19 protein-coding genes, 3 tRNA genes and 1 pseudogene are annotated in these 25,475 nt (G+C 58.6%); 12 read left to right on the top strand and 11 right to left on the bottom strand.

Annotated elements, in window-relative coordinates; translation table 11 throughout:
- Positions 1-113: 113 nt before the first annotated feature.
- Positions 114-1,487, bottom strand: coding sequence for a transposase (locus WHX55_RS16680; protein ID WP_218498467.1), 1,374 nt, complete (start codon positions 1,485-1,487; stop codon positions 114-116).
- Between the two features lie 267 nt (positions 1,488-1,754).
- Between WHX55_RS16680 and WHX55_RS16685 the strand changes: the two genes are divergently transcribed.
- Positions 1,755-1,973: a hypothetical protein gene (locus WHX55_RS16685; protein ID WP_223510931.1), complete on the top strand. Its 219-nt coding sequence runs from the start codon at positions 1,755-1,757 to the stop codon at positions 1,971-1,973.
- A 119-nt stretch (positions 1,974-2,092) separates the two neighbouring features.
- On the opposite strand, the pseudogene WHX55_RS16690 reads toward WHX55_RS16685, so the two are convergent.
- From WHX55_RS16690 to WHX55_RS16730, 9 genes and pseudogenes are all read right to left on the bottom strand, one after another.
- Positions 2,093-2,383 (bottom strand): annotated as a pseudogene (locus WHX55_RS16690) (tyrosine-type recombinase/integrase); the annotation flags it as partial.
- Between the two features lie 972 nt (positions 2,384-3,355).
- Positions 3,356-4,678, bottom strand: coding sequence for an integrase arm-type DNA-binding domain-containing protein (locus tag WHX55_RS16695; protein WP_353740830.1), 1,323 nt, complete (start codon positions 4,676-4,678; stop codon positions 3,356-3,358).
- Positions 4,679-4,850: 172 nt separating this feature from the next.
- Positions 4,851-4,937: transfer RNA gene (locus tag WHX55_RS16700), tRNA-Leu, on the bottom strand.
- A gap of 195 nt (positions 4,938-5,132) precedes the next feature.
- Positions 5,133-5,206 (bottom strand) — tRNA-Cys (locus tag WHX55_RS16705).
- 46 nt (positions 5,207-5,252) lie between these two features.
- A tRNA-Gly gene (locus tag WHX55_RS16710) sits at positions 5,253-5,328 on the bottom strand.
- 63 nt (positions 5,329-5,391) lie between these two features.
- Positions 5,392-5,952 carry a CDP-diacylglycerol--glycerol-3-phosphate 3-phosphatidyltransferase gene (gene pgsA, locus WHX55_RS16715; RefSeq protein WP_007992985.1) on the bottom strand — a complete coding sequence of 187 codons (561 nt, stop codon included), beginning with the start codon at positions 5,950-5,952 and terminating at the stop codon, positions 5,392-5,394.
- A gap of 32 nt (positions 5,953-5,984) precedes the next feature.
- The gene (gene uvrC / locus WHX55_RS16720) at positions 5,985-7,808 is read right to left on the bottom strand and encodes an excinuclease ABC subunit UvrC (protein WP_353740831.1); all 1,824 of its coding nucleotides are present in this window, start codon (positions 7,806-7,808) and stop codon (positions 5,985-5,987) included.
- Between the two features lie 2 nt (positions 7,809-7,810).
- Positions 7,811-8,452, bottom strand: a complete 642-nt coding sequence (gene uvrY / locus WHX55_RS16725; protein WP_008015884.1) for a UvrY/SirA/GacA family response regulator transcription factor — start codon at positions 8,450-8,452, stop codon at positions 7,811-7,813.
- A 96-nt stretch (positions 8,453-8,548) separates the two neighbouring features.
- Entirely contained in the window at positions 8,549-9,022 is a 474-nt protein-coding gene (locus WHX55_RS16730; protein ID WP_353743057.1) for a GNAT family N-acetyltransferase, read from the bottom strand.
- 651 nt (positions 9,023-9,673) lie between these two features.
- On the opposite strand from WHX55_RS16730, the gene WHX55_RS16735 reads away from it, so the two are divergent.
- Positions 9,674-10,738 carry a 3-deoxy-7-phosphoheptulonate synthase gene (locus tag WHX55_RS16735; protein WP_150753486.1) on the top strand — a complete coding sequence of 355 codons (1,065 nt, stop codon included), beginning with the start codon at positions 9,674-9,676 and terminating at the stop codon, positions 10,736-10,738.
- 72 nt (positions 10,739-10,810) lie between these two features.
- On the opposite strand, the gene WHX55_RS16740 is transcribed toward WHX55_RS16735, so the two are convergent.
- Positions 10,811-11,875 carry a hypothetical protein gene (locus WHX55_RS16740; protein ID WP_151213680.1) on the bottom strand — a complete coding sequence of 355 codons (1,065 nt, stop codon included), beginning with the start codon at positions 11,873-11,875 and terminating at the stop codon, positions 10,811-10,813.
- A gap of 338 nt (positions 11,876-12,213) precedes the next feature.
- Between WHX55_RS16740 and WHX55_RS16745 the strand changes: the two genes are divergently transcribed.
- From WHX55_RS16745 to WHX55_RS16790, 10 genes are all read left to right on the top strand, one after another.
- A complete protein-coding gene (locus WHX55_RS16745) occupies positions 12,214-13,095 on the top strand; it encodes a triacylglycerol lipase (RefSeq protein ID WP_151213681.1) in 882 nt (293 codons plus the stop codon).
- A gap of 107 nt (positions 13,096-13,202) precedes the next feature.
- The gene (locus WHX55_RS16750; protein ID WP_008051985.1) at positions 13,203-13,484 is read left to right on the top strand and encodes a peptidylprolyl isomerase; all 282 of its coding nucleotides are present in this window, start codon (positions 13,203-13,205) and stop codon (positions 13,482-13,484) included.
- Positions 13,485-13,619: 135 nt separating this feature from the next.
- Positions 13,620-15,488: an extracellular solute-binding protein gene (locus tag WHX55_RS16755; protein ID WP_353740832.1), complete on the top strand. Its 1,869-nt coding sequence runs from the start codon at positions 13,620-13,622 to the stop codon at positions 15,486-15,488.
- Positions 15,488-16,549 (top strand): microcin C ABC transporter permease YejB, encoded by a 1,062-nt coding sequence (locus WHX55_RS16760; RefSeq protein WP_150756932.1) that lies wholly within the window; start codon positions 15,488-15,490, stop codon positions 16,547-16,549. Before WHX55_RS16755 ends, WHX55_RS16760 begins: the two co-directional genes overlap by 1 nt.
- Positions 16,549-17,571: an ABC transporter permease gene (locus tag WHX55_RS16765; RefSeq protein ID WP_191627990.1), complete on the top strand. Its 1,023-nt coding sequence runs from the start codon at positions 16,549-16,551 to the stop codon at positions 17,569-17,571. Before WHX55_RS16760 ends, WHX55_RS16765 begins: the two co-directional genes overlap by 1 nt.
- A 39-nt stretch (positions 17,572-17,610) precedes the next feature.
- On the top strand, positions 17,611-19,188 hold the full coding sequence (locus WHX55_RS16770) for an ABC transporter ATP-binding protein (RefSeq protein WP_353740833.1): 1,578 nt from the start codon (positions 17,611-17,613) through the stop codon (positions 19,186-19,188).
- Between the two features lie 140 nt (positions 19,189-19,328).
- Positions 19,329-20,744, top strand: a complete 1,416-nt coding sequence (locus WHX55_RS16775) for a sigma 54-interacting transcriptional regulator (protein WP_353740834.1) — start codon at positions 19,329-19,331, stop codon at positions 20,742-20,744.
- 286 nt (positions 20,745-21,030) lie between these two features.
- On the top strand, positions 21,031-22,422 hold the full coding sequence (locus tag WHX55_RS16780) for a GntP family permease (RefSeq protein ID WP_150756929.1): 1,392 nt from the start codon (positions 21,031-21,033) through the stop codon (positions 22,420-22,422).
- A 7-nt stretch (positions 22,423-22,429) separates the two neighbouring features.
- The gene (hbdH, locus tag WHX55_RS16785; RefSeq protein ID WP_353740835.1) at positions 22,430-23,203 is read left to right on the top strand and encodes a 3-hydroxybutyrate dehydrogenase; all 774 of its coding nucleotides are present in this window, start codon (positions 22,430-22,432) and stop codon (positions 23,201-23,203) included.
- 126 nt (positions 23,204-23,329) lie between these two features.
- A complete protein-coding gene (locus WHX55_RS16790; protein WP_353740836.1) occupies positions 23,330-25,288 on the top strand; it encodes an acetoacetate--CoA ligase in 1,959 nt (652 codons plus the stop codon).
- Positions 25,289-25,475: the final 187 nt, after the last annotated feature.

The raw sequence follows: 25,475 nt of genomic DNA on the forward strand, positions 1-25,475 counted from the left end.
CGACCACCATCGGAGAACCTACTCACCACATCGAGTGGTTTCTCGGCTCTTCGTTGACCTTTGCTGCTCTGTTATTGGGTTAATTTGAGGTTTTTTGCTTCGTGCAGGCGCACCTATCCCGTGGCAGGTGGCCCTTGAGATGTAAATTTGGCCAGCCGTCGCAGGTTCTGCACCGCAGCGGCCAGCGTGAATTCATCAGTCGCGCCACTCATGCCACGTAGTCGCAGGCGATCCAATTTCAGGATGCGCTTGAGGTGGGCAAACAACATTTCGACCTTCTTACGTTCGTGGCGAGAGCGCACGTACCCAGGTGTCGCTGCGATTCGCCGAGCCACATCGCGCGCGGCTTCATGGACGCTGCGGGCGATCTTGCGGCACGCAGTGTTCGGGCAGCACTTGGCTTTCATCAGACAGGCAACGCAGTCGGTCTGCCGGGATCGGAAGATAATGGTGTTGGCTTTGGTGACGTGTGAACGCTCATTTTTGAAGGCTCGCCATTCGCTGCGCAATGGGTTTCCGGCCGGGCAGCGGTATTCCTCAGCCTCTTCATTCCAGTGGAAATCGTTGCTCGAAAAACTGTTGTTCTTGCGCTCGGTTTTGTCCCACACCGGCACATGCGGCTCGATGTCTTTTTCCTCCACCATCCAGGCCAGCATCGGCGCGGTGCCGTAAGCGGTGTCGCCAATAAGGCGCTCCGGCTTGATGTCGAACTGCGCTTCGACCCGTTCGATCATCGTCTTGGTGCTCTCGACTTCTGCGGTTCGATGAGCCGGTGTGGGTTCCACGTCCATGATCACGCCGTGCTCGGTATCGATCAGATAATTCGTGGAATAAGCGTAGAACGCTGGGCCACCTGGAGCTGCGGTCCAGCGGGCTTGAGGATCAGTCAGCGATAGGCGCTTCGGTAGCGTTTCGGCCAGAGCCTCTTCATCGAGTGCCTCAAGATACTCACGCACGGCGCGGGTGCTCAGGGCCGGATCGTTCCAGTTGACCGGTTCATCACCCGGTACACCGCGCTGCCGGCTGGCATCCGCTTTGATGATGCTGGCGTCCACGGCAAAGCCTTCGCCCTTGACCAGGCCGGCGTCCATGCAACGACGCAGCACTTCGTTGAACAGCCAGCGAAACAAATCGCTGTCCCGAAAACGGCCGTGCCTATTTTTGGAAAAGGTCGAGTGATTGGGGACTTCATCTTCAAGGCTTAACCGGCAGAACCAGCGATACGCCAGGTTCAAATGGGCTTCTTCGCACAGCCGACGCTCTGAGCGAATGCCGTAGCAATAGCCCACGATCAGCATGCGGATCATCAACTCAGGGTCAATCGACGGACGCCCAATTGGGCTGTAAAAATCGGCGAGGTAATGGCGCAAGTCGCTCAGATCGAGACACCGATCAATGCTACGCAGAAGGTGATTGGCGGGGATGTGGTCTTCAAGGTTGAACGAGTAAAACAGCCGTTCCTGCCCACTCGATAACTGTCCCATCATGCTGCGTGCTTCCCTGCTGGCCAATGCAGAGATTTTGCCGCAGGCCAGACAGGGGAGCTACTTTTTCAACAGAATCGGCCGATTTCTGCCTGTCGCCACAGTCAACTTTAGGTCGTCCTCTACCGGTCAAAAATTAGGAGCGTGAGCAAGCGCAATTCAGGTGAATGTTGAATGCAAACAGCTAGATAGAACTAGGTAATTAGCCACCAGTCTCAGCCAGCGTGAGATGAGCTAGGCTTCCGGCAACATTTCTCAAGGATGACCGTCATGCTAGATAGCTCAGACTGCAAGATCGCGACGGCTGACGCTCTGACATTGCTACTCCACAATCAACACGCCCTAGGTGCAGCAATAGAAGAAATAACCAAGTGGCTTTTAGAAAATGGGGTTGGCAGTGTTGCCGCTAATGCGATATCGGCCATGGAAACGCTGGACACAAATGCTCAAGCCATCACAGATTCCATAATGAGGATACGCCAGTCTTAGGATCACTCAGTGCAGTCTAAGGCTGCCCTCTGATCTGAATCGGTCCCTGATTTTATAGGCACATTTGACCGATAGTGGAACGAGTAGCGACGGCCTAGCACGACCGTCACAATGAATGGTCAGACTTCCGTCTGCTCCGCCATTTCCAAGGCATCATCGACCTCGACTCCCAGGTACCTAACAGTGCTTTCAAGCTTCGTATGACCTAGTAAGAGTTGGACGGACCTCAGGTTCTTTGCCCTGCGATAGATCAAAGAAGCCTTGGTTCTCCGAAGCGTGTGAGTACCGTACATGGTTGGATCAAGGCCAATGGCTGCCACCCAATCTTTGACTATTCGAGCGTATTGTCTGGTGGAAAGATGGTCTGAGGCGTGCAACCAGCTCGGGCACAAGAAATCCTCGCCGCGAAGGCACTTTTGAGCAGGAAATCAGCGCAGGGGCAATCGTGCCGTTCCCCGCCTATGACCCTGCCCTGCGTACCCGTTATGCCTTCAGCCACCTGAAAGAGCGCTCACTGCCACCCGCGGTAGAGATTTAGAGCCAGTCTCTTACGGGCTCTGCTTGGAGATATGTGGCGGATACGTGGAGGTTCATACCCGAAGAGGAAAACGTTCCTCCCTATTAACGATGCAATCGTGCACGCCTCGCACCCGATGCTCTTGAACACCCCGCGTTGGAGCACTCTACGTTAATTCCCCTCCCTCTCGACCAGCGGATAATCGAAATCCTCAGTGGGGCAAAAAGTGGGGCAAAAATCAGCTCCGCGCAAAAACAATAAATCATAAAAAAATCCAGTCACCGCTAAGTGACTGGATTTCTTTAAGAATAAATGGTCGGGACGGAGTGATTCGAACACTCGACCCCTAGCACCCCATTTAAGAGGGTAGAGAAATATTTAAATTTTTCTGCCGGCTGTGGTTGGCTTGTAAATAAAAAACCCGACACGAAGGCCGGGTTACCCACCCTCTCCGAGACGCAGCCCCCAAATGAGAGGGATGGAGAGCTGACAAGAGAGTGTGGGGGCGAGATATTGCCAAATGGTGCTCTCCTGCGCAATAAAAAATCCGACTCAAGGGCAGCATATCGTGATCATTAGCCCGTAGAAATCAGATGCTGACCGTCATTTTTCGAGTTTCTCCCGATGCCTCAGGTGGCATGTGAAGTCCAGCCCTCCAGTGGCAACTCGAAGAACAACAAACGCCCATCAGAAGCAATCAACTGTAACGGTAACATCCTTTGCCACCGCTCGAAGTTAACACCTCAGCTTGAGCCCAGGGCACTGCACACGAACCGCGTGGTCACGTCGAAATTATCCGGAGTGAGGACATCAATTGGCGAACGACCTTTTAATCGCCACCCCCAACGAAGCATTACCGGTACGCCTACTTCATTGCGCCACGTTTTACTTTTAACCGAGCGACATTCTCGTCGGCCTGATTCGCAAACTCGTGAGGGGTGACATGCTCCTGAAGATTGGCCTCAAGGTACCGGCTCCACCAGTTCATGATCAGCCTGCGCTCTTCAATGAACTCTGCCTTGTGAATGTAAGCGGCACGAACGCTGTTGCGCTCTCGATGGCTCATCTGCCTTTCAATAGCCGTCTCAGACCACAGCCCTGACTCGATCAGTGCGCTACAGGCCATTGAGCGGAATCCGTGACCACAAATCTCTGTCTTCGTGTCGTACCCCATGGTGCGCAACGCTTTGTTCACGGTGTTTTCTGACATCGGCTTCCAGGCCCTAGCATCACCGGCAAATACCAGGTCGAATGTGCCAGTGAGGGTATGGATCTTTTCAAGCACGGCCACAACTTGCGGCGATAAAGGCACAAGATGGACATCACCCGCCATTTTCGTCCCCCGCGTTGAATGGCGTACGTCCTCCAGCTCCGGCCGAGTATCCGGGATCTCCCATACGCCACGCTTGAGGTCGAACTCACACCAGCGAGCGAAACGTAATTCACTCGAGCGAACAAACACGTGAAGCGACAGAATGAGCGTTAGCCGGGTCAGCTCTCGGCCCTTGTAGGCATTGATTCGTGCCAGTAATTCAGGCAGGCGTGACAGGGGCAATGCAGGCCGATGGGAGACTCGCGGCGCTTTGATCAAGCCCTGAAGATCGTACGCAGGGTTTATCGGAATAAGACGAAGGCGTTTTGCCTCACGCATAATACTTTGCAGGTATCTTTGTACCCTTAAGGCGACGTCAATCGTTCCTCGCTTTCTGATCGCCTCCAAAGGTTGCATCAGATCATAAGTATCGAGATCAGCAATCGCGCGGGCACCGATAAACGGGAAAACACAGTTATTCAGACGGTTCAACACATTCTTGGAATGGTCGGGTGTCCATCTGGCCGACATGTTCTTGTGCCAGTCCAACGCAACGCTTTCAAAGGTACGGCCGTTGCCAGCAGCTTCCGTTTTGGCTTTACGCTTGCTCTCAACAGGATCAATGCCGTCTGCGAGCATCCGCTTCGCATCTAAACGCTTCTGGCGCGCATCGGCAAGGCCAATCACAGGATAGCTGCCGAGGGAGGTCAACCCCTCCCGGCCGTCAGGCTTTACGTACCTGAGACGCCAGCCTTTACGGCCATGGGGTTGGATTAGGAGATAGAGACCGTCGCCGTCGAAAAGCTTGTAGGGACGGTCTGTTGGCTTGGCTAAACGGCAAGCAGCGTCGGTAAGCGGAGCAGTTGTGCGCGACATAAGGGTACTATCCTTAATCGAACCAAAGACTACCCCTAACTTTACCCTCTAAATGACTGGATTCCAGAAGAATGGACAAGAATCCGACGGAATGCTAAAACGAAAAAACCCGCCAGAAGGCAGGTTTTTCAAGGCTTCCAAAGAACTTAAAAGCGCTCAGTGGAATGCAAGATGGTGCCCGAAGCCGGAATCGAACCGGCACGCCCTTACGAGCGGGGGATTTTAAGTCCCATGCGTCTACCAGTTTCGCCATTCGGGCGGTAGCGCGGTGAAGCGTCCAGGTTTTGCCAAATAACGATCTGACAATTCTGACGCTTGTGCAGCAGAGGTGGAAATATATACATCCCGCCCCGGTGAAGCAAGTTCGCAAATACCCTTTTCAAGACTAAATCTTGCAGGCTACTGCAAATAAAAAAGCTCCGTAAATCATAGATCTACGGAGCTTGTTTATTAGTGGAGGCCGAGGTCGGAATCGAACCGGCGTAGGCGGATTTGCAATCCGCTGCATAACCATTTTGCTACTCGGCCTCAAAACATCTGCTGTCAGTAGCGCGACATCAAATGCGTACAAACTTGGAGCGGGAAACGAGACTCGAACTCGCGACCCCGACCTTGGCAAGGTCGTGCTCTACCAACTGAGCTATTCCCGCGTCTTGGTGTGGCGCATTCTATAGAATCCAGAAGCCCCGTCAACCCTTTGATTCAAAAAAGTTTTATTTCTTTTCAACGTCGGTCTTCAGATGTGGCCAGGCAGCCCGCAGGTACTGGACCATCGACCACAAAGTCAGGCCGGCCGACACCATCAGCAAGGTGTAGCCCAGCAAGACCCAGAAACTGAAATCCTTGGGATTGGCCAGCAGGATCACCAGCGCCAGCATTTGCGCGGCGGTTTTCCATTTGCCCAGGTTCGACACGGCAACGTGGGCACGAGCGCCCAGTTCGGCCATCCATTCGCGCAGTGCCGAGACGACAATCTCGCGACCGATGATCACGGCAGCTGGCAGCGTGAGCCACAGGTTTCCGTGTTCCTGGACCAACAGTACCAATGCAACCGCAACCATCAGCTTGTCGGCAACCGGATCGAGAAAAGCCCCGAACGGTGTGCTTTGTTCCAGACGGCGGGCCAGGTACCCGTCCAGCCAATCGGTGGCTGCAGCGAATGCGAAGACCGAGGCGGAAGCCAGGTAACTCCATTGGTAAGGCAGGTAGAACAGCAAAATGAAGATCGGTATGAGCAGGACGCGTAGAACGGTAATCAGATTAGGGATATTCATCGGCACAACTGGCTACGAGGTGAGGGGGCATTCTACTCGCTGTGCAGATTTGCATAAATCAACTCTGCGAGCTTTTTACTGATCCCGGGGGCTTTGGCAATTTCTTCGATGCTTGCACGAGACAGCTCCTGCAATCCACCAAAATGTTTCAACAAATCACGCCGACGTGTGGGTCCGACGCCGGCGACGCCCTCCAGTGTAGACGTCCGACGGGTTTTTCCACGCCGGGCGCGGTGCCCGGTAATGGCAAACCGGTGGGCTTCGTCGCGAATCTGCTGGATCAAATGCAACGCGGGAGAATCGCCGCGCAACGTGAACTCATGTGCAGCGTCGTTCAGGTACAGGGTTTCGAAACCGGCCTTGCGCGTCGCACCCTTTGCCACGCCCAGCAGAATCAGGTCAGGCACGGCCAATTCATCGAGCACATCGCGGGCCATGGACAACTGACCTTTACCGCCGTCCACCAGCAGGATATCCGGCAGCTTGCCCTCCCCGTCCTTCAGTTTGCTGAAGCGTCGGGTCAACGCCTGATGCATCGCTGCGTAATCATCGCCGGCCGTAACGCCCTCGATGTTGTACCGGCGGTAATCGGCCTTGATCGGGCCTTCGGGGCCGAAGACCACGCAGGACGCCACCGTCGCCTCGCCACTGGAATGACTGATGTCGTAGCACTCAAGTCGTTGAGGAGGCTCATCCAGCTTCAGCACCTCGGCCAGTGCATCGAAGCGTGCCGTAATGTGCTGACGATTCGCCAGGCGCGCACTCAGTGCCTGCTCGGCATTGGTCACCGCCAATTGCTGCCAGCGCGCCCGCGTACCCCGCACGCGATGGCTGATGGTCAGTTCACGACCGCGCAACTCGTCGATGGCGGCGATCAGTGTCGGAAAATCATCGTGGACCACATTGACGATCAGTTCACTTGGCAAGTCGCGTTCAGGACTGCTGATGAAGTACTGGCCAAGAAACGCGGCCATGACTTCAGAAACGTCTTCTTCAATACCGACTTGAGGGAAGAAGTTCTTGCTTCCCAGTACCCGCCCGCCCCGCACGCTGATCAAGTGGACGCAGGCGCCGCCCGGGTTGACGAGGGCGGCAATCACATCGACGTCCCCGGTCCCACCTTCCATGCTCTGTTGATCCTGGACCCGGCGCAGTAATGCAATCTGGTCCCGCAACTCGGCTGCTCGTTCGAATTCGAGATTGATCGCCGCTTCTTCCATCCCGGCGGACAACTCGTCAGTCAGCGCATTGCTGCGCCCTTCAAGAAACATCACCGAATGGCGCACATCTTCGGCGTACACCTGAGGTTCCACCAGCCCGACACAGGGCGCCTTGCAGCGCTTGATCTGGTATTGCAAGCATGGACGCGTGCGGTTCTTGTAATAACTGTCTTCGCATTGCCGAACGAAAAACGTCTTTTGCAGCAGGCTCAGGCTTTCGCGTATCGCGCCAGCGCTCGGGTAAGGCCCGAAATATTTGCCCTTGGCCTTTTTCGCGCCGCGATGAATGCTCAGGCGCGGAAACTCTCCGTCGGAGAGATAGACGTAGGGGTAGGATTTATCGTCGCGCAGCAGGATGTTATAGGGCGGGCGCCATTCTTTGATCAGCGTCTGCTCAAGCAGCAAGGCTTCGGTTTCGTTGGCGGTGATCGTCGTCTCGACCTGGGCGATACGCGCTACCAGTGCGGCGGTCTTGGGGGCAAGCCCGGTCTTGCGGAAGTAACTCGACAGGCGACTCTTGAGGTTTTTCGCCTTGCCGACGTAGAGCAATCGCGCTTCGCTGTCGAACATGCGGTACACGCCGGGGCGCCCGCTAACGGTCGACAGAAAGGCGCTCGGATCAAAGGTTTCGGTCATTTTCAGAGGCTGGCGTCGACCATGCCATGACGAACCGCCAACAGCGTCAACTCGACATCACTGCTGATCGAAAGCTTTTCGAAGATGCGGTAACGGTAGGTATTCACGGTTTTCGGGGACAGGCACAACTTGTCGGAAATGATTTGTACTTTCTGGCAGCCGACAATCATCAGCGCGATCTGGATTTCCCGCTCCGACAAGGCATCGAAAGGCGAATCGTTGGTGGGCTGGAAGGACTTGATCGCCAGTTGCTGGGCAATTTGCGGGCTGATGTAGCGTTGCCCGGCGAACACGAGACGGATGGCCTGGACCATTTCCGGCAAACCTGCCCCCTTGGTCAGGTACCCTGCCGCACCGGCTTGCAACAGCCGCGTAGGAAACGGGTCCTCTTCACACACGGTCACCGCGACGACTTTGATATCCGGATGACTTCGCAATAACTTGCGAGTGGCTTCAAGACCGCCGATACCCGGCATCTTGACGTCCATCAACACCACATCGGGCTTCAGCTCACGCGCTTTGAGCAGGGATTCCTCACCCGACTCGGCCTGGCCGACTACTTGCAGGCCATCGATGTCAGCCAGCATTCGTGTAATGCCTGTACGAACGAGATCATGGTCATCGACTACTAGCACCCTAATCAAGCAGACACCTCGCGATATGGTCTTATTGGTTATCAGACACCTTAGCAAAAAGCATCTGGCAGACCTAGCGGAAAGCGTCAGATTAAAAGTTTCAATTCATCTTGAAAGGCTTGTCGCAAGCGAGTTGCAGCAATCCAGGACAGGGATATCCAGCTGCATCCTCAGGAAACACTCGTCCTTGCCCACCACCCTCAATCCCTTGCGCTCGTACAACGCTCGCGCCGGGTTGTTTTCGAAAACCGTCAGGCGCAACGCCGGGCGCCGCTCCTGGCGCGCCAGAGCCAGTGCCTGATCGATCGCCCAGGACCCCGTGCCCTGCCCACGAAACGCTTCGACGATATGCAATTCGCGGATATACAAGGCTCTGGCATCACGGCTCAGGCTGACATAACCCAGCACTCTGTCGCCCGTAGCAATCACGCGGTTGTCCCGCCCGGCCCAGGCCACGTCAAACGCTTCGTCCTGCCACAACAGGTCATGCTCAATGTAGTAACGCAGCATGCCCCTACAGGTCAGTTCGCGGGCGAATTCGAGGTCATCCAGTGTTGCCGGACGCCATTGGTGTTCCATCATTGCAGCTCCACGGCGAGGGTCAGGTGCGTCCTTGACGATAGGTTTGTTGTTGCGGCGCAAAGTGTGTCACAACCTTGGGGGCACTCAAGCGATAGAAAGTGCCGTCGATGGCCGATAGCATTTTCTGATTGAATCTGCGTACCGGCCTCTAGTAAGCTCGGACCATCCATCGGAGACAGACCATGTTCAACGCCCTCTTACAGCTTCGTACCGCCAGCGCCCTGCGCTCGGTTGCGGCTGCCCGGGTGAACGACGGTTGTACTCCAGTCAGCTTTTATTTTGGGTATTGGTTTAGCCACTGGCGCGCCTGATACCCACACGGCGCCCACTTTAAACGGGTCGCCACCAGAGAATTCTCAACCCCCGGTCGGCCTCCCGACCGGGGGTTTTGTTTTTTCAGCCCCAACACTTTCAGCGACACACCAGACATTCAGAGGATTCAGAACATGAACTACGCCACTTATTACCGTTACGACAGTTTTACCGCCTGGCGATTTACCACCCTCCGCTCGGGACAGCCTGCCGCCTCCGATCGGTCACCCACAGGTGGCAAGCACACACACGCAGCCAATCCGGCCAATTGTCGAACACCCCAGTAGGGCCGAGCGCGCGGGCACGAACCCGCCACCAGCCCAGGAAGCCTTGAATATGAACTCGTCCGTCTCTGCACTGCCGCTGTCCACTTTGAGCCCTGCCAATGAAGCGCTGACCCTGCGTCTGCCCAGCTCATTGCAACTCAAACAGCAATTGCCCCTCAGCAACGCCCTGTCCCGACAAGTCACCGCCCACCGCCAGGCGGTTCGCGCGATCCTCAACGGTGAAGACTCCCGCCTGCTGGTCATCGTCGGCCCATGCTCGATACACGATCCGAAATCAGCCCTCGAATACGCTGGCAACCTTGCCCGCCTCGCCGCCGAAGTCAGCGACGAAATGCTGCTGGTGATGCGCGCCTACGTCGAAAAACCCCGTACCACGGTTGGCTGGAAAGGCCTGGCCTACGACCCGCACCTGGATGGCAGCGATGACATGGCCGCCGGCCTGACGCTGTCCCGCGAACTGATGTGCGAAATGCTCCGACTGGGCCTGCCCGTTGCCACTGAACTGCTGCAACCGATGGCGGCCGGTTACTTCGACGATCTGTTGAGCTGGGTGGCGATTGGCGCCCGGACCACGGAGTCGCAGATCCACCGGGAAATGGCCAGCGGCCTGGGCATGCCAGTCGGTTTCAAGAACGGGACTGATGGCGGTGTCGGTGTCGCCAGTGACGCCATGCGTTCCGCCGCCCATCCCCATCGCCATTTCGGTGTCGATAGCCAGGGACATCCGGCGATCATTCAAACCCCGGGCAATGCGGATACTCACCTGGTATTGCGCGGCGGCCATCGCGGGCCGAACTACGACAGCGCCAGCGTCGCCCAGGTGAACAGCGACCTGACCAGACTGAAGATTCCGGCTCGAATCATGGTCGATTGCAGTCATGCCAACAGCGGAAAAGACCCGTTACGCCAGCCATCCGTGTTCAAGGATGTACTTGAGCAACGCCTGCAAGGTGATCGCTCACTGATCGGCATGATGATCGAGAGCCATTTGTTCGAGGGCTGCCAGCCGTTGAGTTCGTCATTGCAATACGGTGTGTCGGTGACCGATGGTTGCCTTGGCTGGGCCGGGACAGAACAACTGCTGCTTGAAGCGGCGGATCGGCTACGAGCGTAAAACTACGCCCAATAGCCGGCATCATCCGTCCGCCCTCCGGCCTTCATTCGAATACTGGAGGGTAAATGGCAATCAATGTCCCATCAGGGACTGCACCTGAACCGGCGTCACCCCGGATTGCTGGAGTGTGCCGTCAACGCGCTCGACTGAATAGGAAACACGGATCGTAGAATCTCGATGTTCCCTCCAGAAACTGTAGGGAACGATGAATACCAACGGCTCGCCGGCGGTGTCTCCGGTTATTTCGCGGTCGTCACGGTGATCGAACTTCTCCCCGTCGCATTCCAGGCATATCAGTTCCCCTTTTTCAGCCTTGGCGTTTTCGATGACGACGGTCACGCCATCCTGCGCATCATGCAGATCCACCCAGCCTTCGTCGGCTTCCAACACAGTGGGTGCTGGCAATGGTCCCCGCTCCATCCTGCCAATCATCAGTGTCGTCAGTTCAGAGTAACGAGGACCATGCCCTGCTTGCTTGACGCAATAATCGACGGAAATGGAGGAGCCCAGATTGGGCGCAATGCACTCCGGGCTGACCCAAAACGACAGTTCGCCCCCCACAGCAAAGGACTCGACCTTGAGTGCATCACTGGAACTTCCTTCGACCGAAACACCCGCCCAGGTCAACAACACCCAGTCGCCCGCCGCCATGCGCGCATAGGGTTTGATCGTAACGATCGCCCCTTCTTTCACCCGATCCGGATCAAGTGTTCTACCCACCGCATCGTTCACCGTCGCAGGCAACAGGTCGGAATGCACGTCACCCACACTCAGTTGCAATCGATGGGAATGCACGGACTCGGCAAAACGGGTGCTCGTGAGTGAGTAACTGATTTCGAGTGAACCACCGTCAAGCGCCGCGATATGTGCGCTACCCACGGCAAAGATCATCTCCTCGCCGACCCGGTCCTCACTGACAAAACGCGCCACCTGATGATTGCTGGCGAGGCCATCGGCATCCAGACCCGCCCAATTCATTAGCAATTTGTCGCCGCAGGTCATGCCTGGATAAGGCTGGACCTTGATGACGGCTTTTTTGTCAGAGGGGTTCAGAACGCCGTTTTGCGCCTGCTCAAGTATGGGAGGTGGTAATGGTTGCTGCGCGAGATTCAAGGTATCGGGTTCATAAACAGTCATTCATTCGCTCCAGTCCTTGGAATAAACACCGAACGGGTGGCCGGCTTTGGATGGCGTCTATTTAATCTCACGGCAAACAGCCGTGATGTCGGTCACTTACTCCGGCTCGCTCGGAAAATCGATACACACGAAGTAGGTCTTTGATCAGTAGCAAGCTGATTGCCGTGAAAAGTCCTCAATCTGTTCCGACTAAGGCCTCAGCCATTCTTGAGTTTTCGCACTTGTTCTATTCCGTTATCCGCAAGCTTCGGCGGACTTTTCATACACCGCGCCAACCTCGAGTGTTTTAGAGTGAAGTGCCATGCAGTCCCAACGAACTTCTGTGCAAAGGTATGAACATGCAAAGGAATGCAAGCACTTGTTACCCAATACTGCTGGTTCACGGCCTTTTCGGCTTCGACAGAATCGGCAAGTTCGAGCTCTTTCACGACATCAGGCAGGCGCTGAGGAACGCCGGAGCAAGGGTGTTCGTTCCCCACTTGTCGGCCATCCACGACAACGAAGCACGCGGTGGCCAATTGCTCGCGCAGATCGAGCGGGTACTGGAAGGAACCGGTGCACGCAAAGTCAACCTCATAGGCCATAGCCAGGGCGCACTGACCGCACGTTATGCCGCAGCGATTGCGCCACACAGTGTGGCGTCGGTGACCTCCGTCAGCGGGCCGAACCATGGCTCGGAGCTGGCCGATTTCCTGCGCAAGGCATTGATACCAGGCTGCCTGCCGGAACAGGTGGCCGAGACGGTGGTGACCCTGTTCGCCGACTTCCTCGCGACATTGAGCGACAATCAGTACCAACCGAAGAACGCCATTTCGGCCCTCAAGGCGCTGACCACCGAAGGCGTAGGCGCATTCAACGACAAATACCCGCAAGGGCTGCCCAGCACCTGGGGTGGCAAGGGGCGCGAACGGGTCAACGGTGTTCGTTACTACTCGTGGAGCGGCGTGCTGCAGTCGAGTGTTCTCGAGGCAGGGCTCAATGCGTTCGATCCGCTCAACGCCTTCTGCCGGGCCCTTTCCGGTTATTTCGTCACCGAAAGCGAGCAGAACGACGGGTTGGTCGGTCGCTTCAGTTCCCATCTGGGCACAGTTATCCGTTCCGACTATGCGCTGGATCATCTGGACACCATTGGCCAACCGACCGGCCAGTTGCGCACAGGTGTCGATCCGATTGAGCTGTATGTTCAGCACGCCGAGCGTTTGAGAGACGCCGGCCTTTGAGGTACTGCCTGCCGTGGATCCCGCGTGGAACGGAACTTTGAGGAGAAATAGCTCACTGAATCCGGTAGGCTCAGCACTTTATCGAGTATTGAAAGGAGTATTTTCCCATGGCTAAAGCCACTGCCCGTCACATCCTTGTTGCCTCCGAAGCCAAGTGCAACGAACTCAAGGCCCAAATCGAGGCTGGCGCCGATTTCGCCGAAGTTGCCAAGGCAAACTCCACCTGCCCTTCCAGCCGCCAGGGCGGTGATCTGGGTTCGTTCGGTCCGGGCCAGATGGTCAAGGAGTTCGACACCGTGGTCTTCAGCGCACCGCTCAACGTGGTCCAGGGTCCGGTCAAGACCCAGTTCGGTTTCCACCTGCTGGAAGTGACCAGCCGTCAGGACTGATCGACGCTTGAGCTATTCACACAACGGCCCGCCTTTTGGTGGGCCGTTGTGTTTGCGATGCGTAATACGGCTGGCGAGGGACGCGCCGCTAGCGTACAAATTGTCGTTAACGACCACCCGGCTCCAAGGCTGACAATGCGACTTGCTTTCCCTACCTTGTTGTTCACTGCCGTGACCCTGCTGATGGCTGCCGCGGGTGTGAATGCGGCACCGCAACCGGCAATGACCGTGTACGGCGAACCGGCGAAATACCCTGCCGGCTTCAGTCATTTCGCCTACACCAACCCGCAGGCCCCCAAGGGCGGCACGATGCGGCGCTCAGCGATCGAAATCGGTCAGTTCGACCATGTTTTGCCTTACATCGACAAAGGCATCGGCGTCACACAGATCGACGGTTTGCTCTATTCACCACTGGCCCAACGCTCGCTGGACGAGCCTTACACCGTGTACGGTCTGGTGGCAGAGAAGATGGAGCGCTCCGAGGACGGCCTGTCCCTGCGCTTTTTCATCAACCCCAAGGCGCGTTTTGCCGATGGTAAACCGATTACCGCCGAAGACGTGCGTTACACCTTCGACCTGCTGATGACCCAGGGCAGCCTGCGTTACCGCACCCAGTTCGCCGACGTCAAAGGCGTCGAAGTGGAATCGCCACTGACCGTGCGCTTTGATTTCAAGAACAACGAAAATCGCACCCTGCCCCTGGATATCGCGACCTTGCCGGTGTTTCCCGAACACTGGTGGAAGAGCCGTGATTTCGCCGGTGGCGGCGGTTATGAAGCGCCGCTGGGCAGCGGTCCCTATAAAGTCGGCAAGATCGATTCGGGGCGCAGCATCACCTTCGAGCGCAACCCCGATTGGTGGGGCAAGGATCTGCCGGTCAGCCGTGGCCTGTACAACTTCGATCATTTCAGCATCGAGTACTTCGGCGATACCGACGTGGCGCGCCAGGTGTTGCGCGGCGGCGCCTTTGACTACAACCGGGAATTTTCCGCCACCGCTTACTCCATCGGCTACGAAAGTCCGGCCCTGAGCGATGGTCGCCTGCAAAAAGCCCACCTCGCCACAGAGGCGCCGCAACCGGCCCAGGGTTTTGTGTTCAATCTGCAAAAGCCCATGTTCCAGGATCGCCGCGTGCGTCAGGCACTGGTGATGCTGTGGGACTTCGAGTGGAGCAACCGGCAGATGATGCGTGACATGTACATCCGCCAGCAGAGCTTTTTTTCCAATACCGATCTCGCGGCCCGGCAACTGCCGGATGCCGGTGAGCTGGCGATTCTCGAACCGCTGCGCGGGCAGGTTCCCGACGAAGTCTTCACCAAGGTGTTCGAGGCACCGAAGACCGACGGCAGCGGCGTGATTCGCGACAAGCAGCTGCAAGCCCTGGACTTGCTCGAACAGGCCGGCTGGAAACCCGACGGCGACCAACTGGTCAATGCCGACGGCGAGCCGCTGAGCTTCACCTTCCTGGTCAGTCAGAACGGCATGAACCGCCTGCTGTTGCCCTATAAACGCACGTTGAAACAGATCGGCATCGACCTGAACATCCGCCGCATCGACTCCTCCCAGTACGTCAATCGCCTGATGAGCCGCGACTACGACATGATCGTCACCGGCTACCCGGTCACTACCTCTCCGGGGGGCGAACTGGTCAATTATTTCGGCTCGGCGGCGGCCACCGACCCTGGCTCCAACAACTACATGGTGTTGAAGAGCCCGGCGGTGGACACGCTGATCACCGGGCTGATCCGCGCCAATACCCAGGCCGACATGCTGCATTACGCCCATGCCCTGGACCGGGTGCTGCAATGGAATTACTACTGGATTCCCAACTATTACCCGCCGGGCACCTCGACGGTGTGGTGGAACCGCTTCGGCATCCCGAACGTACAAGCTAGCAATGATGAAGCCATCGAAAGCTGGTGGGAAATGAGCACCACGCCATTGACCAACCAACAGATGACGGCCGAGCGTATCAGCCGTGGCAAACCCGGAGGGCCGCACTGATGTGGGCTTACATATTGCGGCGCCTGCTGCTGATCATTCCGACGCTGGTGATCATTCTCCTGGTCAACTTTGTCATCGTCCAGGCCGCGCCGGGCGGGCCGGTCGAACAGGCCATCGCGCACCTGCAAGGCATTGGCGGCGCCGCGGTTGGCGGCGGTTCCGGCGAATCCATGAGCGGCAAGTCCCGGTCCAGCCGCGGGCTCGATCCGCAACTGATCAAGGACATTGAAAAACAGTACGGCTTCGACAAACCGGCACACGAACGCCTCTGGCTGATGCTCACCAGCTACGCGCGCCTGGACTTCGGTAAGAGTTTCTTCCGCGGCGCCACCGTTACCGACCTGATCCTCGAAAAAATGCCCGTGACCATCTCCCTCGGGCTCTGGGCGACGCTGATCACCTATCTGGTATCGATTCCCCTGGGCATCCGCAAGGCCGTGCACCATGGCAGCCAATTCGACATCTGGAGCAGTACCGCGATCATCATCGGCTATGCCATGCCGGCGTTCCTGTTTGCGATGTTCCTGATCGTGGTCTTTGCCGGTGGCACTTCGCTGAACTGGTTTCCGGTCCGCGGGTTGGTCTCGGACAACTTCGAATCGCTGTCGACCCTTGGCAAGGTGGCCGACTACTTCTGGCATCTGGTGTTGCCGGTGACCTCGCTGGTGATCGGCGGCTTCGCCACGCTGACCGTCCTGACCAAGAACTCGTTCCTCAATGAAATCACCCGCCAGTACGTAGTCACTGCCCGGGCCAAGGGTTTGAGTGAACGACGGGTGCTCTATGGACACGTGTTCCGCAACGCCATGCTGCTGGTGGTGTCGGGCATTCCCCAGGCGTTCATCAGTGTGTTTTTTGCCGGCTCGCTGCTGATCGAGGTGATTTTCTCCCTCGACGGCCTGGGCCGCATGAGCTACGAAGCGGCGGTATCCCGGGACTATCCAGTGGTGTTCGGCTCGTTGTTCATCTTCACCCTGTTTGGCCTTCTGATAAAACTGGTCGGCGACCTCTGCTACACCCTGGTCGACCCGCGTATCGACTTCGCCGCGAGGAATGCCTGATGCTCAAGCTTTCACCGCTGGCGCGTCGCCGCTTCGAGCGGTTCAAGAAAAACCGTCGGGGCTGGTGGTCGCTCTGGCTGTTTGTCGGCCTGTTCGCAATGACCCTTGGTGGCGAACTGATCGCCAACGACAAACCGCTGATGGTCAGCTATCAGGGCCAGTGGTACTTCCCGGCCTTCAAGCGCCACACCGAACAGGAATTCGGCGGGCAACTGCCGTTCCAGGCCGATTACCGCAGCGACTACGTGCAGAAGTTGATCAAGGAGGATGGCGGCTGGCTGCTGTTTCCACCGATTCCCTTCAGTGACGACACGCCCAACTATGACCTGAACACACCTGCCCCCAGCCCGCCCTCCAGCGTCAATTGGCTGGGCACCGACGACCAGGCGCGGGACGTTCTGGCCCGGGTGATCTTCGGGGCCCGGGTGTCGATCCTGTTTGCCTTGATGCTGACCTTTGTCAGTGCCCTGATCGGCATCGCCGCCGGGGCCCTGCAAGGCTATTACGGCGGCTGGGTGGACTTGCTCGGCCAGCGTCTGCTGGAGGTGTGGTCCGGGTTGCCGGTGTTGTACCTGCTGATCATCCTGTCGGGCTTCGTCGAGCCGAACTTCTGGTGGCTGCTGGGGATCATGGCACTGTTTTCATGGCTGGCGCTGGTGGACGTGGTGCGCGCCGAGTTCCTGCGCGGACGCAACCTGGAATACGTCAAGGCCGCGCGCGCGCTGGGCCTGACCGACCGCAAAGTCATCGTGCGACACATTCTGCCCAACGCCATGAACGCGACCTTGAGCTACTTGCCGTTCATTCTCACCGGGGCGATTTCCACCCTGACGGCGCTGGACTTCCTCGGCTTCGGCATGCCTGCGGGCAGCGCTTCCCTGGGCGAACTGATCGGCCAGGGCAAGCAGAACCTGCAAGCGCCGTGGCTGGGACTGACGGCGTTTTTCACCCTGGCGTTGATTCTTTCTTTACTGGTGTTCATTGGCGAAGCCTTGCGCGACGCCTTTGATCCACGATCTTGATCCTCGATCTTGATCCACGATCTTGATGCGGATGTTGATATGACCAACCTGATCGAAATCCGTGACCTCAGCGTGGCCTTCAGCGGCCAGACCGTAGTGCGCAATCTGTGCCTGGACATCCACCCCGGCGAATGCCTGGCGCTGGTGGGCGAATCCGGATCGGGCAAGTCGGTGACGGCCCACTCGATCCTGCAATTGCTGCCGCAAACCGATACACAGACGACGGGCAGCATCCGCTATCGCGGCCAGGAACTGGTGGGCGTCGATGCCGGCAAGTTGCGCCAACTGCGCGGCAACCGCATCGCGATGATCTTCCAGGAGCCGATGACCTCCCTCAACCCGCTGCACAGCATCGAAAAGCAGATCGGCGAAACGTTGCTGGTGCACAAAGGCCTGGCGGGCAAGGCGGCGCAAGAACGGATCCTCGAATTGCTGCACCTGGTGGGCATCCAGAAACCCGAGGAACGCCTCAAGGCCTATCCCCATCAGCTGTCCGGCGGGCAGCGCCAGCGGGTGATGATCGCCATGGCCCTGGCCTGCGAACCGGAGCTGTTGATTGCCGACGAACCGACCACCGCGCTGGATGTGACGGTGCAGCGCAAGATCCTGCTGCTGCTCAAATCCCTGCAACAGCGGCTGGGCATGTCGCTGCTGCTGATCAGCCACGACCTCAATCTGGTGCGCAGCATCGCCCAGCGCGTGTGCGTGATGAAGGCCGGGGAAATCGTCGAGCAGGCGCCTTGCGAAACGCTCTTCACCGAACCCAAGCACCCTTACAGCTGCGTATTGCTGCACGCCGAACCCGAGGGCGAAGCCTTGCCCCGGGACGAGCGCGAAAACGTACTGGAGGTGGACAACCTGCAGGTGCGGTTTCCCGTCGGTGGTGGCCTGTTCCAACGCAAGACCTGGCTGCGTGCCGTGGATGGAATCAGCCTGAATATTCAACGCGGCAAGACCCTCGGCATCGTCGGCGAGTCCGGTTCGGGCAAATCCACCCTGGGTCAGGCGATCCTGCGCTTGCTCGACTCCGAAGGCGGAATCCGCTTTCAGGGTCAGGCGCTGGACGGTTTGACGCAAAAACAGCTACGACCGTGGCGCAAGAAGATGCAGGTGGTGTTCCAGGACCCTTTCGGCAGCCTCAGCCCGCGAATGTCGGTCGCGCAGATCATCAGCGAAGGCCTGGAAGTGCACAGCCAGTTGAGCACTGAAGAGTGCAATGCCGAGGTGATCCGGGCACTCAGCGAAGTCGGCCTCGACCCACAAAGTCGCCATCGCTATCCCCACGAGTTCTCCGGTGGCCAGCGTCAACGCATCGCCATCGCCCGGGCGCTGGTGCTGAAACCGGCGCTGATCCTGCTGGACGAGCCGACCTCGGCGCTGGACCGCACGGTGCAGAAACAAGTGGTCGCCCTGCTCCGCCAGCTTCAGGAAAAATACGGTTTGACCTATCTGTTCATCAGCCATGACCTGGCAGTGGTGCGCGCCCTGGCCCACGACATGATCGTGATCAAGGACGGCAAAGTGGTGGAACGCGGTGCCAGTCATGAGGTGTTTGACTCACCGCAGCATCCGTATACCAAGGAGCTGTTGGCGGCGGCGTTGTTGGGGCAGGCATAATCAGGCCGTCAGACCGCATCGCGGCCTTCGCGAGCAGGCTCGCTCCCACAGTTGATCTGTGTCGTACACAAATCCCCTGTGGGAGCGGGCTTGCTCGCGAAGAGGCCGGCACAGACAAAACATAATCAGGATCAGCCCCCATGAACACCACCGAAAGCCTCAAGGACTACCAGCGCGTTCGCTTGCTGGCGATCCGTTCGTTGTTCGAAATCATCGAGCAATCGAGTGAAGGCACGGTGATTGTCGACCGCGATGCCAACATCGTCTGGATGAATGAGCGCTATGCCCGGCGCTTCGGCCTGCAATCGGCCGAAGTCGCGATCGGCAAGCCCTGCGAAAGCGTGATCCCCGGCAGCCTGCTGCGTGAGGTGGTGCGCACCGGCCGGCCGATTTTGCTGGATATGCAAGACACCCCCAAAGAGCCGCTGGTGGTCATGCGCCTGCCGATTCACGACGATGCCGGCGTGGTGATCGGCGCCATCGGGTTCGCCCTGTTCGACGAATTGCGCAGCCTGTCGCCGATGCTCAAGCGCTACATGAGCATGCAGGAAGAACTGGCCTCAACCCGCTCGCTGCTGCGGGCGCGGCAGACCAAATACAACTTCGCCCACTTCATCGGCACCAGCGCCGCCAGCCTGGAAGTCAAACGCCGCGCCCGGCGCAGTGCGAGTACCGAATCGCCGGTATTGCTGCTCGGCGAAACCGGCACCGGCAAGGAGTTGTTGGCCCAGGCGATCCACAATGCCTCGCCCCGCGCGCGCAAGGCGTTTGTCAGTATCAACAGCGCGGCGATTCCCGAATCATTGCTGGAAGCCGAGTTCTTCGGCACCGCCCCGGGTGCGTTTACCGGTGCCGACCGCAAGGGCCGCGCCGGCAAATTGCAGATCGCCCAGGGCGGCACGCTGTTCCTCGATGAAATCGGCGACATGCCGCTGCCCCTGCAAAGCAAACTGCTGCGGGTGTTGCAGGAAAAGGAATTCGAGCCGGTGGGCTCCAACGAAGTGATCCAGAGTGATGTGCGGGTCATTGCCGCGACCTCTACGGACCTCGAAGCTGCGATCAAACGCGGTGAATTCCGCGCCGACTTGTACTACCGGCTCAACGTATTGCCGATCCAAGTTCCGCCCCTGCGCGACCGCCTGGATGACGTGCCGGCGCTCAGTGAAGCCATTCTCGAAGAACTGCGCAGCCAGCATGAACTGCACCACGAAGCCCTGGAACTGTTGGGCCAACACGCCTGGCCGGGGAACATCCGGGAGCTGCGCAATGTGCTGGAGCGGGCCGCGTTGCTCAGTGATGACTTGCGCCTGACGACAGCGGATATCCGCGCGGCAATTGGTACCTTCACACAGGTTGAGCGCGTGGCACCCTTGACCATCGAACCGCTTGCCCATGAGACGTTCAGTGCGGCGCGAGAGCGATTTGACCGGCAACTGATCGAAACCACCCTCGCGCAATGCGGGGGCAAGGTGATTGATGCGGCGGCGCGGCTGGGGCTTGGACGGTCGACGTTGTACAAGAAGATGGTGGCACTGGGGATTGCCGAGTCTCCATAAAGAGACATGCATCTCCATTGCTAGACAGACCTTCGCGAGCAGGCTCGCTCCCACAGGGAGACGGAGTAGTTCGGGAGAACACGGTCTACTGTGGGAGCGAGCCTGCTCGCGATGAGGCCAGCACTATCGCCATAAGTCTCCGATTAGAGACAAAGCATTCGAGCCCAGCCCACAAAAGCAAAATATATCCTTATATTTCAACAACTTAATAAGATGGCACAAAACTCGCTATACGCCTCTCCTACCAGGCTTCACCCAACAAAAATAACAACCCAGGAGACACACCATGAGTGTGATCATTGCCTTGGCAGCCCTCGCGCTGCTGATGCTGGCTGCCTACCGTGGCTACAGCGTTATCCTTTTTGCCCCGATTGCCGCCCTCGGCGCTGTCCTGCTGACCGACCCGTCTGCCGTCGCCCCCGCTTTCACAGGGGTGTTCATGGAAAAAATGGTCGGCTTCATCAAGCTGTATTTCCCGGTGTTCCTGCTCGGCGCGGTGTTCGGCAAGTTGATCGAACTGTCCGGCTTCTCGCGCTCCATCGTCGCGGCGGCGATTCGCCTGCTCGGCACCCGTCAGGCGATGCTGGTGATCGTGCTGGTCTGCGCCCTGCTGACCTACGGCGGCGTATCGTTGTTTGTGGTGGTGTTCGCGGTCTATCCGTTTGCCGCTGAAATGTTCCGCCAGAGCAACATCCCCAAGCGACTGATCCCGGCGACCATTGCCCTGGGCGCCTTCTCGTTCACCATGGACGCCCTGCCCGGCACGCCACAAATCCAGAACATCATCCCCAGCACCTTCTTCAACACCACCGCTTGGGCCGCGCCGTGGCTGGGTGTGATCGGCACGATCTTCGTGTTCTGCGCCGGCATGCTGTTTCTCCAGCGCCAGCGCAACAAGGCCCAGCGTGCCGGTGAAGGTTATGGTTCGGACCTGCGCAACGAGCCGGAAACCGCCGCCGACCTCAAGCTGCCCAACCCGTGGCTCGCGCTGTCGCCACTGCTGGCGGTGGGCATCATGAACCTGTTGTTCACCCATTGGATTCCGCAGGTATATGGCAAGACCCACAGCCTCGCGCTACCGGGCATGGCCGCGCCGGTGACCACGGAAATCGCCAAGCTCACGGCGATCTGGGCGGTCCAGGCCGCGCTGTTGGTAGGCATCCTCATGGTGCTGGCGTTCGGCTACAAGGCGATCAGCCGCAAGCTGGCCGAAGGCAGTAAAAGTGCGGTCAGCGGTGCGTTGCTGGCGGCGATGAACACCGCCTCGGAATATGGTTTCGGTGCCGTGATCGCGTCCTTGCCCGGCTTTCTGGTGCTGGCCGACTGGCTCAAGAGCATTCCCGACCCACTGGTCAACGAAGCGATTACCGTGACCCTGCTGGCCGGCATCACCGGCTCCGCCTCGGGCGGCATGAGCATCGCGCTGGCGGCGATGTCCGAGCAGTTCATCAGCGCCGCCCATGCGGCGAACATTCCTCTGGAAGTGCTGCACCGGGTCGCCGCGATGGCCAGCGGTGGCATGGACACCCTGCCGCACAATGGCGCGGTGATCACCCTGCTGGCGGTCACCGGGTTGACCCACCGCGAGGCTTACAAAGACATTTTCTGTATTACGCTGATCAAGACCCTGGCGGTCTTCGTGGTGATCGGCACCTTCTACGCCACTGGCATTGTGTGAGGTATTCATGACGACTCTTTCGGGCAAGACCGCACTGGTCACCGGTTCCACCAGCGGCATCGGCCTGGGGATCGCCCTCAGTCTGGCCAGGGCCGGGGCCAACCTGGTCCTCAATGGTTTCGGCGATGCCTCCAAGGTGATCACCGAGGTGCAACAGTTCGGCGGCAAGGTCGGCCATCACCCGGCCGATGTCAGCGATCCGGCACAAATTGCTGACATGATTGCCTATGCCGAGCGCGAGTTCGGCGGCGTCGACATTCTGGTCAACAACGCAGGCATTCAACACGTGGCAGCGGTGGATGAGTTCCCGGTGGAGCGCTGGGATTCGATCATCGCCATCAACCTGTCGTCGGTGTTCCACAGCACCCGCTTGAGCCTGCCGGGCATGCGCGCCAAGGGCTGGGGCCGGGTGATCAACATTGCCTCGGTGCATGGTCTGGTCGGTTCGGTGGGCAAGTCCGCCTATGTCGCCGCCAAGCACGGGGTGATCGGCTTGACCAAAGTGGTCGCATTGGAAACCGCGACTACCCAGGTCACCTGCAACGCGATTTGCCCAGGCTGGGTATTGACGCCGCTGGTGCAAAAGCAGATTGATGATCGTGCCGCCAACGGGGTTGACCCGCAGCAGGCGCAACACGATTTGCTCGCTGAAAAGCAGCCATCGCTGGAGTTCGTGACACCGCCGCAACTGGGTGAACTGGTGCTGTTTTTGTGCAGCGAAGCCGGCAGCCAGGTGCGGGGTGCGGCGTGGAATGTTGATGGTGGGTGGTTGGCGCAGTGATCATCTGCCAGACCGCGTTATCGTTCTTCGCGAGCAGGCTCGCTCCCACAAGGAAATGCGATCCCTGTGGGCGCGAGCCTGCTCGCGATCGAGTGCGTAGCACTCGCCAACAAAAAGAGGCAAACCATGTCCGACATCCTCTGGCAACCCGACGCCAAACGCATTGGCAAGACCCGCATGGAGGCCTTTCGGCGCTTCATCAATCAGCGGCACCACCTCAAGATCGACGACTACCCTGCCCTGCACCAATGGTCCATCGATCAGCGCCCGGACTTCTGGCTGGCCATCGTCGACTTCTTCGACATCCGCTTCCACGAGCAGCCCGACGCCGTGCTGCTCGAAGGCCCCCGGATGCCCAGCGCCCAGTGGTGGTTCCCCGGTGCAACGCTGAACTTTGCCGAACACCTGCTACAGCGTCGTGATGATGCGATCGCCGTGATAGCCGTCGGCGAAAACGGTCAGCGTGAACATTTGACCTGGGCTGAACTCGTCGAACAGGTCGCCGGTTTTCAGAATGGCTTGATCGCCGCCGGCGTCGGTATGGGTGACCGGATCGCCGCCTGCATGCCCAACACCTGGCAGACACTGGTGGCCATGCTCGCCACCACCAGCCTTGGCGCCATCTGGTCATGCTCTTCGCCGGACTTCGGCACCCAAGGAGTGGTTGACCGTTTCGGCCAGATCGAACCGAAAGTGCTGGTGACCTGCGCCGGCTACCGCTATGCCGGCAAAGAGATCGACCAGACCGCCAAGGTCAACGAGATCCTCCAGCGCCTGCCTTCGCTGCAACAGTTGATCGTCGTGCCTTACGCCCGGCCACAGGCGCACATAGAAGAATTCCGCACCCAGGCCAACGTGACGCTGTGGGACGATTTCTACGAACCCGGCGGCGAACCGGATTTCGTCCCGGTGCCCTTCGCCCATCCGCTGTACATCCTCTACTCCAGCGGCACCACCGGTGTGCCCAAGTGCATCATTCACAGCACCGGCGGCGTGTTGCTGCAACACGTCAAGGAACACGGCCTGCATGGCGATCTCGGCCCCGGTGAACGGCTGTTCTACTACACCACCTGCGGCTGGATGATGTGGAACTGGCTGGTGTCGGCGCTGGCGACAGGCAGTTCCGTGGTGCTGTACGACGGCTCACCGTTCCAGCCCGAAACGCAACGCTTGATCGACTTGATCGACGACGAACGCATCAGCGTCTTCGGCACCAGCCCCAAATACCTCGCAACCTTGGAAAGCAGCGGTATCAAGCCCCGTGAAAGCCATGACCTGGGCAGCCTCAAGACGTTGCTTTGCACCGGTTCGGCGCTGTCGCCGCACAGTTACGACTTCGTCTATCGCGACTTCAAGGCCGACGTTTGCCTGGCCTCGATGTCCGGCGGCACCGACATCGTCTCGTGCTTCGTCAACGGCAACCCGATGTCGCCCGTGCGGCGTGGCGAAATCATGGGCAAGAGCCTGGGCATGGCCGTCGAAGTGTGGAACGACGAAGGCCACCCGGTGATCGGTGAAAAAGGCGAACTGGTCTGCACCCGCCATTTCCCTGCGATGCCCATTGGCCTGTGGAACGATCCCGATGGCGAGAAACTGCGCCAATCCTATTTCAGCCTGTTCCCCGGCGTCTGGGCCCAGGGCGACTACGCCGAACAACTGCCCCATGGCGGGATGATGATCCACGGTCGCTCCGATGCCGTGCTCAACCCCGGCGGCGTGCGCATCGGCACGGCAGAAATCTATCGTCAGGTGGAGAAAGTCCCCCAGGTGCTCGACAGCGTGGCCATCGGTCAGCAGTGGCAGGATGATGTGCGGGTGGTGCTGTTCGTACGCTTGCGCGACGAGCTCGAACTGGACGAGGCACTGCAACAGCAGATCCGCGAGACGATTCGCGCCAACACCACGCCGCGTCATGTGCCGGCGAAGATTGTTGCAGTGACGGACATTCCCCGGACCATCAGTGGCAAGGTCGTTGAGTTGGCGGTGCGCAATGTGGTGCATGGGCAGAAGGTGAAAAACACCGATGCGCTGGCCAATCCCGAAGCGCTGGAACAGTACCGAAACAGGCCCGAGCTGATGGATTGAAATGGGATTACCTGTGGGAGCGAGCCTGCTCGCGATGGCGTAGATTCAGGCGACATTGACGTTGAATGTACCGCCCTCTTCGCGAGCAAGCCCGCTCCCACAGTAACCGCTCAAGCCTTCGAATCAACCTGCGCCTGTCACCTGTGCAAGAATAGACGCCAGCTATAGCGAATTGGCGCAGGACTCC

Origin of the sequence: Pseudomonas fluorescens (assembly GCF_040448305.1) — a bacterium.
GTDB lineage: Bacteria > Pseudomonadota > Gammaproteobacteria > Pseudomonadales > Pseudomonadaceae > Aquipseudomonas > Aquipseudomonas fluorescens_BH.

Excerpts from the sequence above, each read along its gene's own strand:
- WHX55_RS16755 (WP_353740832.1), top strand. The coding sequence starts at position 13,620 with ATGCGACTTGCTTTCCCTACCTTGTTGTTCACTGCCGTGACCCTGCTG.
- uvrC (WP_353740831.1), bottom strand. The coding sequence starts at position 7,808 with ATGACCGAAACCTTTGATCCGAGCGCCTTTCTGTCGACCGTTAGCGGG.
- WHX55_RS16765 (WP_191627990.1), top strand. The coding sequence starts at position 16,549 with ATGCTCAAGCTTTCACCGCTGGCGCGTCGCCGCTTCGAGCGGTTCAAG.
- WHX55_RS16740 (WP_151213680.1), bottom strand. The coding sequence starts at position 11,875 with ATGACTGTTTATGAACCCGATACCTTGAATCTCGCGCAGCAACCATTA.
- WHX55_RS16695 (WP_353740830.1), bottom strand. The coding sequence starts at position 4,678 with ATGTCGCGCACAACTGCTCCGCTTACCGACGCTGCTTGCCGTTTAGCC.
- WHX55_RS16790 (WP_353740836.1), top strand. The coding sequence starts at position 23,330 with ATGTCCGACATCCTCTGGCAACCCGACGCCAAACGCATTGGCAAGACC.
- WHX55_RS16680 (WP_218498467.1), bottom strand. The coding sequence starts at position 1,487 with ATGATGGGACAGTTATCGAGTGGGCAGGAACGGCTGTTTTACTCGTTC.
- WHX55_RS16770 (WP_353740833.1), top strand. The coding sequence starts at position 17,611 with ATGACCAACCTGATCGAAATCCGTGACCTCAGCGTGGCCTTCAGCGGC.
- hbdH (WP_353740835.1), top strand. The coding sequence starts at position 22,430 with ATGACGACTCTTTCGGGCAAGACCGCACTGGTCACCGGTTCCACCAGC.
- pgsA (WP_007992985.1), bottom strand. The coding sequence starts at position 5,952 with ATGAATATCCCTAATCTGATTACCGTTCTACGCGTCCTGCTCATACCG.
- WHX55_RS16730 (WP_353743057.1), bottom strand. The coding sequence starts at position 9,022 with ATGGAACACCAATGGCGTCCGGCAACACTGGATGACCTCGAATTCGCC.
- WHX55_RS16750 (WP_008051985.1), top strand. The coding sequence starts at position 13,203 with ATGGCTAAAGCCACTGCCCGTCACATCCTTGTTGCCTCCGAAGCCAAG.
- WHX55_RS16685 (WP_223510931.1), top strand. The coding sequence starts at position 1,755 with ATGCTAGATAGCTCAGACTGCAAGATCGCGACGGCTGACGCTCTGACA.
- WHX55_RS16775 (WP_353740834.1), top strand. The coding sequence starts at position 19,329 with ATGAACACCACCGAAAGCCTCAAGGACTACCAGCGCGTTCGCTTGCTG.
- WHX55_RS16745 (WP_151213681.1), top strand. The coding sequence starts at position 12,214 with ATGCAAAGGAATGCAAGCACTTGTTACCCAATACTGCTGGTTCACGGC.
- WHX55_RS16780 (WP_150756929.1), top strand. The coding sequence starts at position 21,031 with ATGAGTGTGATCATTGCCTTGGCAGCCCTCGCGCTGCTGATGCTGGCT.
- WHX55_RS16735 (WP_150753486.1), top strand. The coding sequence starts at position 9,674 with ATGAACTCGTCCGTCTCTGCACTGCCGCTGTCCACTTTGAGCCCTGCC.
- WHX55_RS16760 (WP_150756932.1), top strand. The coding sequence starts at position 15,488 with ATGTGGGCTTACATATTGCGGCGCCTGCTGCTGATCATTCCGACGCTG.